The organism is Campylobacter hepaticus, assembly GCF_001687475.2.
GTDB classification, from domain to species: domain Bacteria; phylum Campylobacterota; class Campylobacteria; order Campylobacterales; family Campylobacteraceae; genus Campylobacter_D; species Campylobacter_D hepaticus.
In genome coordinates this window covers 1,178,248-1,194,732 of the sequence record NZ_CP031611.1, presented here as the reverse complement: position 1 = coordinate 1,194,732, position 16,485 = coordinate 1,178,248, and the positions used below count along the sequence as shown (strand labels likewise).

The 16,485-nt window shown below is 32.2% G+C and carries 7 protein-coding genes, 2 tRNA genes and 3 rRNA genes; 9 read left to right on the top strand and 3 right to left on the bottom strand.

Translation table 11 applies throughout. The annotated features are described in order from the left end of the window. Positions 1-9 precede the first annotated feature (9 nt). Both A2J15_RS05860 and thyX read right to left on the bottom strand, forming a co-directional pair. A complete protein-coding gene (locus A2J15_RS05860) occupies positions 10-1,395 on the bottom strand; it encodes a cation:dicarboxylate symporter family transporter (protein ID WP_066779154.1) in 1,386 nt (461 codons plus the stop codon). 102 nt (positions 1,396-1,497) lie between these two features. Further along, complete coding sequence (thyX, locus tag A2J15_RS05855) at positions 1,498-2,121, bottom strand: FAD-dependent thymidylate synthase (protein WP_066779151.1); 624 nt, start codon at positions 2,119-2,121, stop codon at positions 1,498-1,500. A 118-nt stretch (positions 2,122-2,239) separates the two neighbouring features. Here thyX and A2J15_RS05850 point away from each other — a divergent pair, with 118 nt between their 5' ends. From A2J15_RS05850 to A2J15_RS07885, 9 genes are all read left to right on the top strand, one after another. Next, a complete protein-coding gene (locus tag A2J15_RS05850) occupies positions 2,240-3,871 on the top strand; it encodes a CTP synthase (RefSeq protein ID WP_066779148.1) in 1,632 nt (543 codons plus the stop codon). After that, on the top strand, positions 3,858-5,429 hold the full coding sequence (recJ, locus tag A2J15_RS05845; protein ID WP_066779145.1) for a single-stranded-DNA-specific exonuclease RecJ: 1,572 nt from the start codon (positions 3,858-3,860) through the stop codon (positions 5,427-5,429). Before A2J15_RS05850 ends, recJ begins: the two co-directional genes overlap by 14 nt. 138 nt (positions 5,430-5,567) lie before the next feature. Continuing rightward, positions 5,568-6,569 carry a type II asparaginase gene (locus tag A2J15_RS05840; protein WP_152778863.1) on the top strand — a complete coding sequence of 334 codons (1,002 nt, stop codon included), beginning with the start codon at positions 5,568-5,570 and terminating at the stop codon, positions 6,567-6,569. A gap of 1,020 nt (positions 6,570-7,589) precedes the next feature. Next, positions 7,590-9,103, top strand: a 16S ribosomal RNA gene (locus tag A2J15_RS05835). A 119-nt stretch (positions 9,104-9,222) separates the two neighbouring features. Next, a tRNA-Ala gene (locus tag A2J15_RS05830) sits at positions 9,223-9,298 on the top strand. Positions 9,299-9,304: 6 nt separating this feature from the next. Next, positions 9,305-9,381 (top strand) — tRNA-Ile (locus A2J15_RS05825). A 710-nt stretch (positions 9,382-10,091) separates the two neighbouring features. Further along, positions 10,092-13,125 (top strand): 23S ribosomal RNA (locus A2J15_RS05820). A gap of 286 nt (positions 13,126-13,411) precedes the next feature. Next, positions 13,412-13,528: ribosomal RNA gene (rrf, locus tag A2J15_RS05815) — 5S ribosomal RNA — on the top strand. The 16S, 23S and 5S rRNA genes sit together here with 2 tRNA genes alongside, the layout of an rRNA operon. A 487-nt stretch (positions 13,529-14,015) precedes the next feature. Further along, entirely contained in the window at positions 14,016-14,138 is a 123-nt protein-coding gene (locus A2J15_RS07885; protein WP_260338681.1) for a hypothetical protein, read from the top strand. 540 nt (positions 14,139-14,678) lie between these two features. Here A2J15_RS07885 and ggt read toward each other — a convergent pair. Next, positions 14,679-16,349 carry a gamma-glutamyltransferase gene (gene ggt / locus A2J15_RS05810; protein WP_066778386.1) on the bottom strand — a complete coding sequence of 557 codons (1,671 nt, stop codon included), beginning with the start codon at positions 16,347-16,349 and terminating at the stop codon, positions 14,679-14,681. Positions 16,350-16,485 lie beyond the last annotated feature (136 nt).

Here is a 16,485-nt window from a genome sequence, read left to right as displayed (position 1 = left end):
TTTAAATTACTAAGAATTATAAATTTTTTTATCTAAAGCTTTTAAATTTTTAGCTGTACAAAGTGCTGAGGTCATAGCTCCTGAAACATTGCTTGCAGTTCTTGCCATATCAATAATAGGATCAATAGCTAAAATAAGGCTTAAAGTTACAAAATTGTTACCAAATCCAATTCCTGCTAGCATAATTGAAGTTGCCATGGTTGCACTTCCAGGAACTCCAGCAATTCCTAAAGATCCAACAACTGCTACTAAAATTATCATTAAAGTAAAACTAAAATCTATAGGTGTATGGGTTGCAAAAGCTACAAAGATTGCTGCCATAGCAGGAAAATATCCTGCACACCCATTAAGACCAACGGTTGTGCCTATAGATGCTACAAAATTTGCAACCGCTGAGTTTACCCCAAATTTATTTTGTAAAGTTGAGATCGTCATAGGCAAAGTGCTTAAAGAAGATCTTGAACTAAAGGCAAATAGCCATACAGGTAAGGCTTTTTTTAGGTATTTTAGAGGATTTAATCCTTGAGAAAGAAGAAGTAAAAAATGTACTCCAAACATAATAAACATAGCAACGTAAATGAGTATAATAAAAAGTCCAGCAGTTTTAATGGTTTCAAAGCCATTGCTTAATATAACATTACCCATCATACAAACTACAGCATAAGGCATAAATCTAATAACAGTAGCTGTCATACTCATCATGATATTATAAAAAGTCAAGATGAAATTTTCAAAACTTTTAAAGCTTTGTGTGTATTCTTCTTTTTTTGAAATTTTTTTAGCACTAATTCCTACAAAAAAAGAAAAAATAATAATAGCTATAATATTTTCTTTATTTATAGCTGCTACTATATTGCTAGGTATTAATTCTAAAATAATATTTGAAAAAGTTTGAATTTCGCGAATTTGTCTACTTCCTTCATATAAGGCAAAATTACTTCCTAAATTAAAACTATAGCCTAAAATTATACCTAAGGTTGCTGCTATAGCTGTACTAAAGAGTATCCAAAATAAGCTTATACCAAGTAAGGAGGAAATTTTGATATTTTTATCAATTTCTATAATAACTTTAATAATACATATGCTAATTAGAGGCACAATAAGCATTTTTATAAATCCAATAAAAATAGAACTTATAAAAGTAAACCAGTGTCTTATTTCATTATACCAAGTGATATTATTTAGTTCTTTAATATTAGGAAAGTCTGCTAGATATTGTAAGATAAAACCAAAGCTTAAGCCCATTATAAGAGCAAAGATCATGCGAAAAGAGGAATTAATTTTGAGATTTTGCATTTTTTTTAAAATATAAAAAATGATTAAAAGTGTAAAAAGAGCAACTAGGGTTTGAGTTTGTGAGAACATTAAAAAATCTTGAAAAAATTGTTTATCCATAAAAAGTCCTTTCTTATAAAAAATTATAATCAAGTACAAAATATATGAAGATATATTTACATAAAAGCTTGATTTATAAATAATAACATAATAAAGTATTATTTATAATACATCTTTGTGTAAACAATGCTCAAAAATAAAATGATGATCTTGTGGCAAGGCTTTAAATAAAGCATTTGCTAAATTTCTAATCTCCCAAAGAGCGGATTTTGAGCTACGCAAAGAAATGAAATTTTGTAAACTTCTTGCATTGATTGTTAAAGTAAGCTCAGTTTTATAGCTTTCAGGCAGACAGTATTTTGCTATATCTAAACTAATGCTTTTTTGTAAAATAGAGCGTAAATTTTCTAAAGCTTTAATGCTTGCATTATCCACTTCTTCATTCCCACAAAGTACAAGATAACGGCTTGCATTTTCAAAGTCTCCTATTTTAAATTCATTTTCTTTTCGTAATTCTTTTAAGGTATAACGAGTACTTTTTACACTAGGGCTTGTATGGCGATGTCTAGAAATTTCTTGCAAACATGCTCTTGATACACCTTGTATGTAAAAGGTATAATTAAGATGTTCTAAGGTTGAAGCATGCTTAAATTTATTTCCTACACGATCAATAAGTTCTTTATCTTTTTCTCCACCGCAATCGCCTTTTTCAAAGCTTTGCCAGCAAGTTCTTGTAGCGTGAGAACAAACAAAAAGCGGGGTATGAAAAAGTAAAGTAATTTGCATAGTTATTCCTTATATTTATAAAATATTTTTATAATTCTTGCATTTTTTACTTAAAATTCTAATGAAATAAAAAGTTTTATTAAGTTATAATTTATAAAAACATAAGGCTTATTATCAAATGAAACAAACAAAATATATCTTTGTAACAGGCGGGGTTTTGAGTTCTTTGGGTAAAGGCATAGCTGCTGCTTCTATTGCAACTCTTTTGAAAAATTCAGGACTTAAAATAAGCATTTTAAAAGCAGATCCTTATATTAATGTTGATCCTGGAACTATGAGTCCTTTTGAGCATGGTGAGGTTTTTGTTACTGATGATGGAGCTGAAACAGATTTAGATTTGGGTCATTATGAACGTTTTTTAGATGAAAGTTTATCTCAGGATAATAATTTTACTACAGGGCGTGTTTATCAAAGTGTGATTGAAAAAGAAAGACGTGGGGAGTATCTTGGAAAAACCATACAAGTGATTCCTCATATAGTAGGAGAAATTAAAGATAGAATTAAAAAAGCAGGAGAAAATAAAGATATTTTAATAGTAGAAATAGGTGGTACAGTTGGAGATATAGAAGGTTTGCCTTTTTTAGAAGCTATTCGTGCTTTGCGTTTAGAAGTAGGTAAAAATAATGCTATGAATATTCATTTAACTTTGGTTCCTTTTATTAAAGCTGCAGGAGAATTAAAAACCAAGCCAACTCAACATAGTGTAGGAGAATTAAGACGCATAGGCATTAGTCCTGATATGATAATTTGTCGTAGTGAAAAGGCTTTAGATAGAGAATTAAAAGATAAAATTTCAATTTCTTGCGGTGTAGAAAAAAATTGTGTGATAGAAAGTATTGATGCGCAAAGTATTTATCAAATTCCATTAAATTTTTTAAAGCAAGATATTTTAAATCCTATTGCTCAGATTTTAGATTTAAAAAATTTAAAACCAAATATGGACAATTGGAATAGTTTGGTAAAAAGACTTATAGCTCCTACTCATGAAGTTAAAATTGCTTTTGTAGGTAAGTATGTTGATTTAAAAGAAAGTTATAAAAGTCTTACTGAAGGTATTATTCATGCAGGTGCTGCATTAGATACTAAAATAGAACTTAAATGGATAGATAGTGAAAAATTTGAAAATATGCTAAGTGATGAAGTATTTAAAGACGTAAATGGAATTTTGGTTGCAGGGGGTTTTGGTCATCGTGGTATAAAGGGGAAAATTAAAGCTATTCATTATGCAAGAGAAAATAAAATTCCTTTTTTAGGAATATGTTTAGGAATGCAACTAGCTTTGATAGAATTTGCTACAAATGTATTAAAATTAGAAGATGCTAATTCCACTGAATTTGATCATAATTGTAAAAATCCTGTGGTTTATCTTATTGATGAATTTATGGATACAAATGGACAAAAGCAAATTCGCACCTCAAAGACTCCACTTGGAGGTACTATGCGTTTAGGAGCTTATAAGTGTGATATTAAAGAAAATTCACTTTTAGCTAGAGTTTATAAGGGTTTAAAAAGTGTTAAAGAAAGGCATCGTCATCGTTATGAAGCTAATCCAAAATATAGAAAAGATTTTGAGGAAAAAGGACTTATTGTTTCAGGTGAATCACAAGGACTTATAGAAGCTATTGAGTTAAATAATCATCCGTTTTTTTTAGCTGTTCAATTTCACCCTGAATTTACTTCTCGCCTTGAGTGTGTAAATCCTGTAATTTGCGATTTTATAAAGGCTGCTAGTGGATATGAAAAAAATTAATAAAAGCGAAATTAAAAAAATTTTGGCCTTGCGTTTTGAAAAAGATCTGCATACAAAATTGTGTGATTTACCTTTACCTTGTTGCTTAAAAGATGCATATAAGGCAGCAAATCGCATCAAAGAGGCTATAGAAAAAAGTCAAAAGATTGCTATAGTAGGAGATTACGATGTAGATGGAGTCATTTCTTGTGTGATTATGGCAGAATTTTTTGATGATATAGGTTTTGACTATATAGTAAAAATTCCTAATCGTTTTAAAGATGGTTATGGTTTAAATGTCGAGATTATTAATGAACTTGATGTGAATTTAATTATTACTGTAGATAATGGCATAGCAGCTATTGATGCAGCTAAACTTTGTAAAGAAAAGGGAATCGATTTAATTATTACAGATCATCATATGCCTCAAGATATTTTACCTGATGCTTTTGCTATTGTTAATCCTAAGCAAAAAGATTGTGATTTTCCAGAGATTGAAATTTGTGGAGCACAAGTAGCATGGTATTTACTTGCAGCCTTAAAAGAAGTTTGTAAACTTAAATATGATATGAGTAAATTTTTAGAATTATTAGCTATTGCTATTATAGCTGATATGATGGAACTTAGAGATTTAAATCGTGCTTTAGTAAGGCGTGGGATTGAGTGTATTAATAAATCCAAAAGAGCTGCTTTTAAGGCTATTAAGCATTATTATCAAAAAGATAAATTTGCCCTTGATAATATAGGTTTTTTAATTGCACCTCTTATAAATAGTGCAGGTAGAATGGATGATGCAAGTGTATCTTATGAGTTTTTGCATACTAAAGATTTTAATAAAGCTTTAGAATATTTAGAACAAATTATCAGTTTTAATGAAAATAGAAAAGATGAAGAAAAACAGCTTTTTGAGGATAGTTTAAGTCAAATTGATGAAAAAGATGCTTGTGTTATAGTATCTGGAATAAATTGGCATGAAGGGGTTTTAGGGATAGTAGCAAGTCGTTTGGCAAAACATTTTAATAAACCAAGTTTTGTATTTTCTCAAAATGAAGATCGTTTAAAAGGCAGTGCTAGAAGTGTAGGTAAAATAGATATTTTAACCTTAATTTCTAAAGCCAATTCAATATTAAGTAATTATGGTGGGCATAAAGGTGCTGCTGGAATTAGTTTAAATCATGAAAATTTCGAACAGTTTAAAAATAAAATTAAACAAGAGTGTTCTCAAATTGCTCAAAGCGAATTTTTAGATACAGATGAAATTTTAGGTATTTTAGATCCTTGTGAAATTGATTTTGAAATGCTTGAAATTTTAGAGTCTTTTGAGCCTTTTGGGCATAAAAATCCACGTCCTTTTTTTGTTTTAAAAGATCTTTGTGTAAAAAATAAAAAGCTTTTAGGTAAAGATGAGAAACATTTAAAACTTATACTTGTAAGGGATAATAAAACTATAGAAGCTTTATTTTTTAATTTTGATAAAGAACCTCAATTAAATGAAAATATTAATCTACTCGGAAGTATTTCTAAAAATGAATTTAGAGGTTTAGTAACTCCGCAATTTGTTATTAAAGAAATTTTATAGAATTTTTTATCTTTTTATAAAAATTTTATTTATTATTTATTAATATAATATATAATTTTTATTATAAAATTGGCTTTTAGCAAAATAAAGGGGAGTATTGTGAAAAAGTTATTATTGTGTATAGGAGTTGTTTTATTTATGGGATCGTGTATAGTCCAAGCAAAACCAACAATTGCTATTTTAGCTACGGGAGGAACTATAGCAGGTTCTATTAATAGCGCTATAGCTACAACAGGTTATAAAGCAGGAGTTGTTGGCGTGGATGCTTTAATTAAAGCAGTTCCACAAATTAAAGATTTGGCAAATATTCATGAAGAACAAATTGCAAATATTGATAGTGCAAATATGAATGATGAAATTTGGTTAAAACTTGCTAAAAAGATTAATAAGCTTTTTGATGAAGGTATGGATGGAGTGGTTATTACCCATGGAACAGATACTATGGAAGAAAGTGCTTATTTTTTAAGTTTAACTCTTAGAAGCGATAAGCCTGTAGTTTTAGTAGGTGCTATGCGTCCATCAACTGCTATGAGTGCTGATGGTCCAAAAAACCTTTATAATGCTGTAGCATTAGCTGCAGATAAAAAAGCTAAAGGTGTTATGGTAGCAATGAATGATAGGATTTTAAGCGCTAGATCTGCAGTAAAAACGCATAGTTTAAATGTTGATGCTTTTTCTTCTGCTGATTTTGGAGATTTAGGTTATATTGTAGATGGAAAGGTGTTTTTTTATAAAAACATTGATAAACAACCTGTAGAAAATGCTCCATTTGATGTAAGCAAACTTACAAGTTTACCAAAAGTAGATATACTTTATTCTTATTCTAATGATGGTAGTGCTATTGCAGCAAAAGCTTTATTTGAAAATGGTACCAAAGGTATTGTTATAGCAGGAACTGGCGCAGGTAGCATACATCAAAACTCCAAATCCACACTCAAAGAACTCATACAAAAAGGTCTTTATGTGGTAGTAAGTTCAAGAGTATTATGCACTCATGTTGTACTCAATCAAACAGATTCTCAATCAGGTTTTATTAGTGCTAAAGATTTAAGTCCGCAAAAGGCTAGAGTATTATTAATGCTAGCTCTTACAAAAACCAATGATGCTAAAATTATTCAAGAATATTTTTTAAAATATTAATTTAAAAATATATTGAAAATATTTGGATTAAAAAAATTTTTGTATGCATTTAATTGATTTAATCCAAATATTAGTTTAAAAATCTTTGATTTTAAATCTTTATTTTATCTTTGATTTTAAATCTTATAAACAAACTTTATCTTAAAAAAACCAAGTATAGTAAGTTAATAAAATATATACTTACTATACATTAAAATTATACTAAGTAAATTACAATTACAATTACTAAATTATTAAATTACTAAATTTAAGTTTTTAAATATTCAATCAATGATTTAATATATACTTTTAAAAAATTATTGTTTTAATGATTAAAATAAGTGTTTTAAAAATTATTATTTTTTATAAAAAATACATTATAAGATTAAAAAAATATATTCTTATGAAATCTAAATATAGTGTTTTTATATTTTTAAGATTTAAAATATTGCATTGATTATTATTTTAACATTATCATTCAAATAATTTTAAAAGAAAAGTTTAAATTAAAAAAATAAGATTTATAAAAAAACTTTAAAAGATAAAGCCTAATTTATAAAATCTAGCTGATTGAATTTAATTTAAAAAAAAGAATATGATTTAAAATAATATTTTTAATCATTTTAGTTTTAATAAGTCTTTATTTTCTTTAATTCCTCTTTAAGCTTAATTAGTTATAATTTCATTTCCTTTTTTAAAAAAAGGACTTAAAATCTTTTAAATTATAAAGTTTCACCAAGCTAGATTTTATAAATTAGGCTTTATCTTTTAAAGTTTTTTTATAAATCTTATTTTTTTAATTTAAACTTTTCTTTTAAAAATGATTTTTTGTTTTTGTTCTTGTTCTTTATAATTTAATATTGTTATTTCAATTCTTATGAGTCAATCTTTAAAATCTAAATAAGTGATCGATTGAGCCAAAAAAGATTTAGGCATAAGCAATTATGTAAAATCTATCAATCTAATATTAAGAATAAAAATAAAATTTTATTCTTTAAATATACTTTTTCTTTGAAGAAAAAGATTAAACTATCTATAATTATTATGGAGAGTTTGATCCTGGCTCAGAGTGAACGCTGGCGGCGTGCCTAATACATGCAAGTTGAACGATGAAACTTCTAGCTTGCTAGAAGTGGATTAGTGGCGCACGGGTGAGTAAGGTATAGTTAATCTGCCCTACACAAGAGGACAACAGTTGGAAACGACTGCTAATACTCTATACTCCTACTTAACACAAGTTAAGTAGGGAAAGTTTTTTCGGTGTAGGATGAGACTATATAGTATCAGTTAGTTGGTGAGGTAATGGCTCACCAAGACTATGACGCTTAACTGGTCTGAGAGGATGATCAGTCACACTGGAACTGAGACACGGTCCAGACTCCTACGGGAGGCAGCAGTAGGGAATATTGCGCAATGGGGGAAACCCTGACGCAGCAACGCCGCGTGGAGGATGACACTTTTCGGAGCGTAAACTCCTTTTCTTAGGGAAGAATTTTGACGGTACCTAAGGAATAAGCACCGGCTAACTCCGTGCCAGCAGCCGCGGTAATACGGAGGGTGCAAGCGTTACTCGGAATCACTGGGCGTAAAGGGCGCGTAGGCGGATTATCAAGTCTCTTGTGAAATCTAATGGCTTAACCATTAAACTGCTTGGGAAACTGATAATCTAGAGTAAGGTAGAGGCAGATGGAATTGGTGGTGTAGGGGTAAAATCCGTAGATATCACCAAGAATACCCATTGCGAAGGCGATCTGCTAGAACTTAACTGACGCTAAGGCGCGAAAGCGTGGGGAGCAAACAGGATTAGATACCCTGGTAGTCCACGCCCTAAACGATGTACACTAGTTGTTGGGGTGCTAGTCATCTCAGTAATGCAGCTAACGCATTAAGTGTACCGCCTGGGGAGTACGGTCGCAAGATTAAAACTCAAAGGAATAGACGGGGACCCGCACAAGCGGTGGAGCATGTGGTTTAATTCGAAGATACGCGAAGAACCTTACCTGGGCTTGATATCCTAAGAACCTTATAGAGATATGAGGGTGCTAGCTTGCTAGAACTTAGAGACAGGTGCTGCACGGCTGTCGTCAGCTCGTGTCGTGAGATGTTGGGTTAAGTCCCGCAACGAGCGCAACCCACGTATTTAGTTGCTAACAGTTTGGCTGAGCACTCTAAATAGACTGCCTTCGTAAGGAGGAGGAAGGTGTGGACGACGTCAAGTCATCATGGCCCTTATGCCCAGGGCGACACACGTGCTACAATGGCATATACAATAAGACGCAATACCGCAAGGTGGAGCAAATCTATAAAATATGTCTTAGTTCGGATTGTTCTCTGCAACTCGAGAGCATGAAGCCGGAATCGCTAGTAATCGTAGATCAGCCATGCTACGGTGAATACGTTCCCGGGTCTTGTACTCACCGCCCGTCACACCATGGGAGTTGATTTCACTCGAAGCCGGAATACTAAAATAGTTACCGTCCACAGTGGAATCAGCGACTGGGGTGAAGTCGTAACAAGGTAACCGTAGGAGAACCTGCGGTTGGATCACCTCCTTTCTAGAGTACAAAGTAACTAGTCTCACAACAGTTGCTTCAATATAAACTCAATCATCCTTGTTTAGATTTTAAAGATTGATAAAACAATTAAGAGCAGATGAGTATATCATCTTCCTAATGGGGAATTAGCTCAGCTGGGAGAGCGCCTGCTTTGCACGCAGGAGGTCAGCGGTTCGATCCCGCTATTCTCCACCATACAAAGGGCCTATAGCTCAGCTGGTTAGAGTGCACCCCTGATAAGGGTGAGGTCACAAGTTCAAGTCTTGTTAGGCCCACCATAAATGTCAATCTTAGGCATAAAACTTAAAGCAAGTATATTTATTGCTTATAAAGATAAGTCAAATTCATATATAAGTTTATTTAAAACTTATTGTTTAATTTTGTAATGTATATTTTCTTTAGGTTTTACCTAAATGTTCTTTAACTTATCATTGTTAAGAGTCACAAGCAAGTTTTAATAAAAACAATTTTACTAAACTTGTTAAAGCATAAAATGCTTTTATCTTTTCTTTAGTTAGTACTATTAAGTATTATTAGCTAAATACTTATATAAATACTTATTGAAATTAAATACTTAAATATTTCTATAATTTATAGCAAATATTTCTATATTTATAGAATATATAATTATATGTATTTAAATTAGGAATTAAAATATTTCTATATTTAAATTAAGATTTATTAAGTTAATGCTAATACTATCAAAGAACTTAAACACTAAAGATAAGTTTCAAATTCACAGCTTATATTCTTTGCTTGATTATAAGTATTTGAATGCTTTCCGTCTTAAGATAAAAAACATTTTATTTAAATTATTTAAAAACTTTAACAAGGAAGTGATGCGTTTTAGAATAAAAAAGCTCAAAATAATATTTATATAATCTTTATATATAATCTAATGCTTATATATAAATATGCTTATATGAATCTATTTAATAGCTTTTATGCAAAAACTTTTTTAGTGAATTTAAAACTAAAAAAGATAAAAAGGTAAGCTACTAAGAGCGAATGGTGGATGCCTTGACTGGTAAAGGCGATGAAGGACGTACTAGACTGCGATAAGCTACGGGGAGTTGTCAAGAAACTTTGATCCGTAGATTTCCGAATGGGGCAACCCAATGTATAGAGATATACATTACCTATATAGGAGCGAACGAGGGGAATTGAAACATCTTAGTACCCTTAGGAAAAGAAATCAATAGAGATTGCGTCAGTAGCGGCGAGCGAAAGCGCAAGAGGGCAAACCCAGTGCTTGCACTGGGGGTTGTAGGACTGCAATGTGCAAGAGGTGAGTTTAGCAAAACATTCTGGAAAGTATAGCCATAGAGGGTGATAGTCCCGTATGCGAAAAACAAACCTTAGCTAGCAGTATCCTGAGTAGGGCGGGACACGAGAAATCCTGTCTGAAGCTGGGTCGACCACGATCCAACCCTAAATACTAATACCAGATCGATAGCGTACAAGTACCGTGAGGGAAAGGTGAAAAGAACTGAGGTGATCAGAGTGAAATAGAACCTAAAACCATTTGCTTACAATCATTCAGAGCACTATGTAGCAATACAGTGTGATGGACTGCCTTTTGCATAATGAGCCTGCGAGTTGTGGTGTCTGGCAAGGTTAAGCAAACGCGAAGCCGTAGCGAAAGCGAGTCTGAATAGGGCGCTTAGTCAGATGCTGCAGACCCGAAACGAAGTGATCTATCCATGAGCAAGTTGAAGCTAGTGTAAGAACTAGTGGAGGACTGAACCCATAGGCGTTGAAAAGCCCCGGGATGACTTGTGGATAGGGGTGAAAGGCCAATCAAACTTCGTGATAGCTGGTTCTCTCCGAAATATATTTAGGTATAGCGTTGTGTCGTAGTATAAGGGGGTAGAGCACTGAATGGGCTAGGGCATACACCAATGTACCAAACCCTATCAAACTCCAAATACCTTATATGTAATCACAGCAGTCAGGCGGCGAGTGATAAAATCCGTCGTCAAGAGGGAAACAACCCAGACTACCAGCTAAGGTCCCCAAATCTTACTTAAGTGGAAAACGATGTGAACTTACTTAAACAACCAGGAGGTTGGCTTAGAAGCAGCCATCCTTTAAAGAAAGCGTAATAGCTCACTGGTCTAGTGATTTCGCGCGGAAAATATAACGGGGCTAAAGTAAGTACCGAAGCTGTAGACTTGCACACAACTTAGATTATTTAAGTTTAAAATATAAAACAAGGTAAGTTATATTTTTACTGATTTTTATAGAATTAAAAACAGAAATAAAATTTAAGTCATAATATACTTAAAGCTAAGTAGTTTAAGTTGTGTGCAAGTGGTAGGAGAGCGTTCTATTTGCGTTGAAGGTATACCGGTAAGGAGTGCTCGAGCGAATAGAAGTGAGCATGCAGGCATGAGTAGCGATAATTAATGTGAGAATCATTAACGCCGTAAACCCAAGGTTTCCTACGCGATGCTCGTCATCGTAGGGTTAGTCGGGTCCTAAGTCGAGTCCGAAAGGGGTAGACGATGGCAAATTGGTTAATATTCCAATACCAACATTAGTGTGCGATGGAAGGACGCTTAGGGCTAAGGGGGCTAGCGGATGGAAGTGCTAGTCTAAGGATGTAGGAGCTTATACAGGCAAATCCGTATAAGAATACTCTGAGATCTTAAAGGCTTTTTGAAGTCTTCGGATGGATAGAAGAACCCCTGATGCCGTCGAGCCAAGAAAAGTTTCTAAGTTTAGCTAATGTTGCCCGTACCGTAAACCGACACAGGTGGGTGGGATGAGTATTCTAAGGCGCGTGGAAGAACTCTCTTTAAGGAACTCTGCAAAATAGCACCGTATCTTCGGTATAAGGTGTGGTTCGCTTCGTATTAGGATTTACTCCAAAAGCGAAGAAACTTACAACAAAGAGTCCCTCCCGACTGTTTACCAAAAACACAGCACTCTGCTAACTCGTAAGAGGATGTATAGGGTGTGACGCCTGCCCGGTGCTCGAAGGTTAATTGATGGGGTTAGCATTAGCAAAGCTCTTGATCGAAGCCCGAGTAAACGGCGGCCGTAACTATAACGGTCCTAAGGTAGCGAAATTCCTTGTCGGTTAAATACCGACCTGCATGAATGGCGTAACGAGATGGGAGCTGTCTCAAAGAGGGATCCAGTGAAATTGTAGTGGAGGTGAAAATTCCTCCTATCCGCGGCAAGACGGAAAGACCCCGTGGACCTTTACTACAGCTTGACACTGCTATTTGGATAAGAATGTGCAGGATAGGTGGGAGGCTTTGAGTATATGACGCTAGTTATATAGGAGCCATTGTTGAGATACCACTCTTTCTTATTTGGGTAGCTAACCAGCTTGAGTTATCCTCAAGTGGGACAATGTCTGGTGGGTAGTTTGACTGGGGCGGTCGCCTCCCAAATAATAACGGAGGCTTACAAAGGTTGGCTCAGAACGGTTGGAAATCGTTCGTAGAGTATAAAGGTATAAGCCAGCTTAACTGCAAGACATACAAGTCAAGCAGAGACGAAAGTCGGTCTTAGTGATCCGGTGGTTCTGTGTGGAAGGGCCATCGCTCAAAGGATAAAAGGTACCCCGGGGATAACAGGCTGATCTCCCCCAAGAGCTCACATCGACGGGGAGGTTTGGCACCTCGATGTCGGCTCATCGCATCCTGGGGCTGGAGCAGGTCCCAAGGGTATGGCTGTTCGCCATTTAAAGCGGTACGCGAGCTGGGTTCAGAACGTCGTGAGACAGTTCGGTCCCTATCTGCCGTGGGCGTAAGAAGATTGAAGAGATTTGACCCTAGTACGAGAGGACCGGGTTGAACAAACCACTGGTGTAGCTGTTGTTCTGCCAAGAGCATCGCAGCGTAGCTAAGTTTGGAAAGGATAAACGCTGAAAGCATCTAAGCGTGAAGCTCACTCTAAGATGAATCTTCTCTAAGCTCTCTAGAAGACTACTAGTTTGATAGGCTGGATGTGTAATGGATGAAAGTCCTTTAGCTGACCAGTACTAATAGAGCGTTTGGCTTATCTTTATAAAGCATCACTTCCTTGTTAAGGTTTTTAATAAAGCTTTAAATATTTTTATATGAAATCTTTTAGAAAAATTATATTTTTAAGCTTAATAGAAATCTTACAAGTAAAGTTTATATTAGAACTTGCTCTTAACATTGTTTTTTAAATATTCTAAAATAAAAACTTATTAAAGATAATAATAAATTTAAAAAATAAAAAAGAAGAAAAGAAATAAAAAAGAATAAAAACTAAAAAATAAAAGCTTTATTCTAAACTAGATTTTTCAAAGAATATTTAAATAACAATGTCCGTGATTATACAGATGTGGAAACGCCTTGCTCCATCCCGAACCAAGAAGCTAAGCACATCGTGGGTGATGATACTACGCCTTACTGGCAGGGGGAAAGTAACTCATTGCGGACTTGTTAGACTGCTTTATTATTCTTAGTTTTTCTTTCTTTTATTTCAATCTTTTAAATTATTATTGTGTAGAGGCTTATGGTTTATTTTATAGTATTTATACTTGTATAATATATTATTTATATTTTTAATATTTATGCTTATAGTATTTTTTATTTTTAAATTGAAAAATTAATTTATTTATTAAATAAGTTTTATGTATTGATAGAATTAAATGGTAATGATGAGAATATGAGTTGAATGGTTTTTAGCTTTAAGATTTTTTAATTTATATATTCTAACTTATTGGTTTTTTAATTTATTATAATTTTTAGTATCACTAAAATAGAATTCTTATATATTATTATTGTGTTGTTACTTGTTTATATATTCTTAGCACTTATAATTTATCATGCTTTGGTTTTAATATTTTAGTAAGCATGTTTAAAAGTTTATAGTGTTTTTAAATTTAAATTATTAAATGAGGATTTATAAAGTGTCTTGATAAAATATGAAAATTTATAATTTAAATTTTAAAGTATTTTTACTTGAAGCAAGGAGTAATAGTTTGATTATTAAGGCTTATGATTCTTGTGAAATAGTAGAGTTTAATAAAGAAATGATTGAAGGTTGAAGATAGGTAAAAGAATTATAGAAAAAAAGAAATGCATTGAGTTTAATTTCATCTTTTAAATCATTGGTTAAGGTTTTTAGTATTAATATTACTAAAAGATAGAATTCTTTTGAATTATTTCTTATTGCTTTTATAATAGAGTTAGAATACTTCTTTATTTTTAAAATTATTTTAGTTTTTGTATTTTATGATCAAAATAGTATTAATAATTTATATAAGTTAATAGATAAAAAAGTATTATTATAAATTATATATTTATTATAAAAGTAGAATAAAATTTATCACTTAAATTTTAAACAATGTTTAAGCTTTATTTTTAAAATTTCAATCTTTTATATAGTATTTAAAAAAATATAAAAGAATATTGCTATTTTACTTTTTAATGATATATTCAAATATAATTTAGTTATTTTTAAAAAACATAGTATAAGATTTTAGTATGTAGTTTTATTAAGATGTAATATTTTTTTTGATTAAAATATAACTATAAAAAATAAATGAATATAGCTTGTCTTTATATTTTAAAGACAAGCTATAAGTTTAAAATTCTTTTCTTGTATCCATAGACCCTAAGATTTTTCCTGTTTTTGGATCAACCATTATAGCATTTACATCTCCCATATAAGGTTTTTGCGTAATTTTATATCCCATTTTTTCAAGTTTAATTTGTACATCTTTGATGATTCCAAAAGGTTCTGTTCTTATTTCATCAGGTAACCATTGCATATGAAATCTTGGAGATTCTACCGCAGTTGAAATATCCATTTTGTGATCGATTACATTTGAAATTACTTGCAAGACAGTAGTAATAATTCTAGATCCACCTGGACTACCTACTACCATAAATACTTTTCCATCTTTAAGTATAATAGTTGGACTCATTGAGCTTAAAGGTCTTTTTTTAGGTTCTATGGCATTGGCTTGTCCTCCTACAAGTCCATATAAATTTGGAACTCCTGGTTTGATTGAAAAATCATCCATTTCATCATTGAGTAAAAATCCTGCACCTTCTACAGCAGCACCTGAACCATAACTTGCATTAATAGTATAAGTAATACTTACTGCATTACCTTTGCTATCTAGTACAGAATAATGAGTTGTGTTGGTACCTTCATGAATTTGCCCTAAACCTGGTTTAACTTGTGAACTTGGTATAGCTTTATCTTTTGGAATGTTTGTATAAATTTTTTTAGCATATTCTTTACTTGTAAGTTTATCAAGAGGAATATTTACAAAATCAGGGTCTCCTAAATATTCTGATCTATCTGCATAAACTTGACGCATTGCTTCTGCCATAATATGTAAGGTTTTAGAGCTTCCAAAACCTAAATTTTCTATATCAGCATTTTCCATAATGTTTAAAATTTGTACAATATGGGCACCACCACTACTAGGTGGAGACATGGAGATAATATCATAACCTCTGTAGCTGCCTTTTATGGGTTTTCTCCAAATGGCTTGATATGAAGCTAAATCTTCTTTGCTTATAATACCTTTGTTTTTAACCATATCAGCTACTATTAAATCGGCAATTTTTCCTTTATAAAAAGCATCTGGTCCTTCTTTAGCAATGAGTTTTAAGGTTTTTGCTAAATCTTTTTGAATGAATAAATCTCCGCTTTTATAAGTGCTACCATCCTTTTTAAGGAAATATTTACTTGAAGTACTAAATTGTTTAAATATATCTTTGACTTCTAGCATAGTTTGTTCTTGTCTATCATTGATAAGATAGCCTTTTTCAGCTAGTTTTATAGCAGGTTCTATTAAGTCGCTTAATTTCATGGTACCATAGCGTTCTAGCATTGCACTCATCCCTTTAACTGTTCCTGGTACACCAGCTGCTAAATAACCTATAGTAGAGGCATCTTTAATTACTTCTCCTTTGCTATCAAGATACATATCTTTGCTTGCTTTTAAAGGAGCCATTTCTCTAAAATCAAGAGTTGTATTTTCACCATTTGCTAAGTGGATAACAGCAAAACCGCCACCTCCTATATTACCTGCTGAAGGATGCACTACAGCTAAAGCATAGCCCACAGCAACAGCTGCATCTATGGCATTTCCTCCTTTGTCAAGAACAGATTTGCCTATTTTATTAGCTAGTTCATGACTTGATAAAACAAGTCCTGTGCCGCTTTTATCTTTTATGGGCGCATTAGCAGCACCAAAACCTAATGTGAATGAAATGATAAGCATAATCAAATAACGCATTTTAATCCTTTTTAGAATAATATGATAAGAATATATGATAAGAATAATTGTAACAAAACTAGTGACATTTATAAATTTAAAAATAAGATATTTTGGAAAATATATTAAAAAATCAATTTATAGTGTATCAAAATTT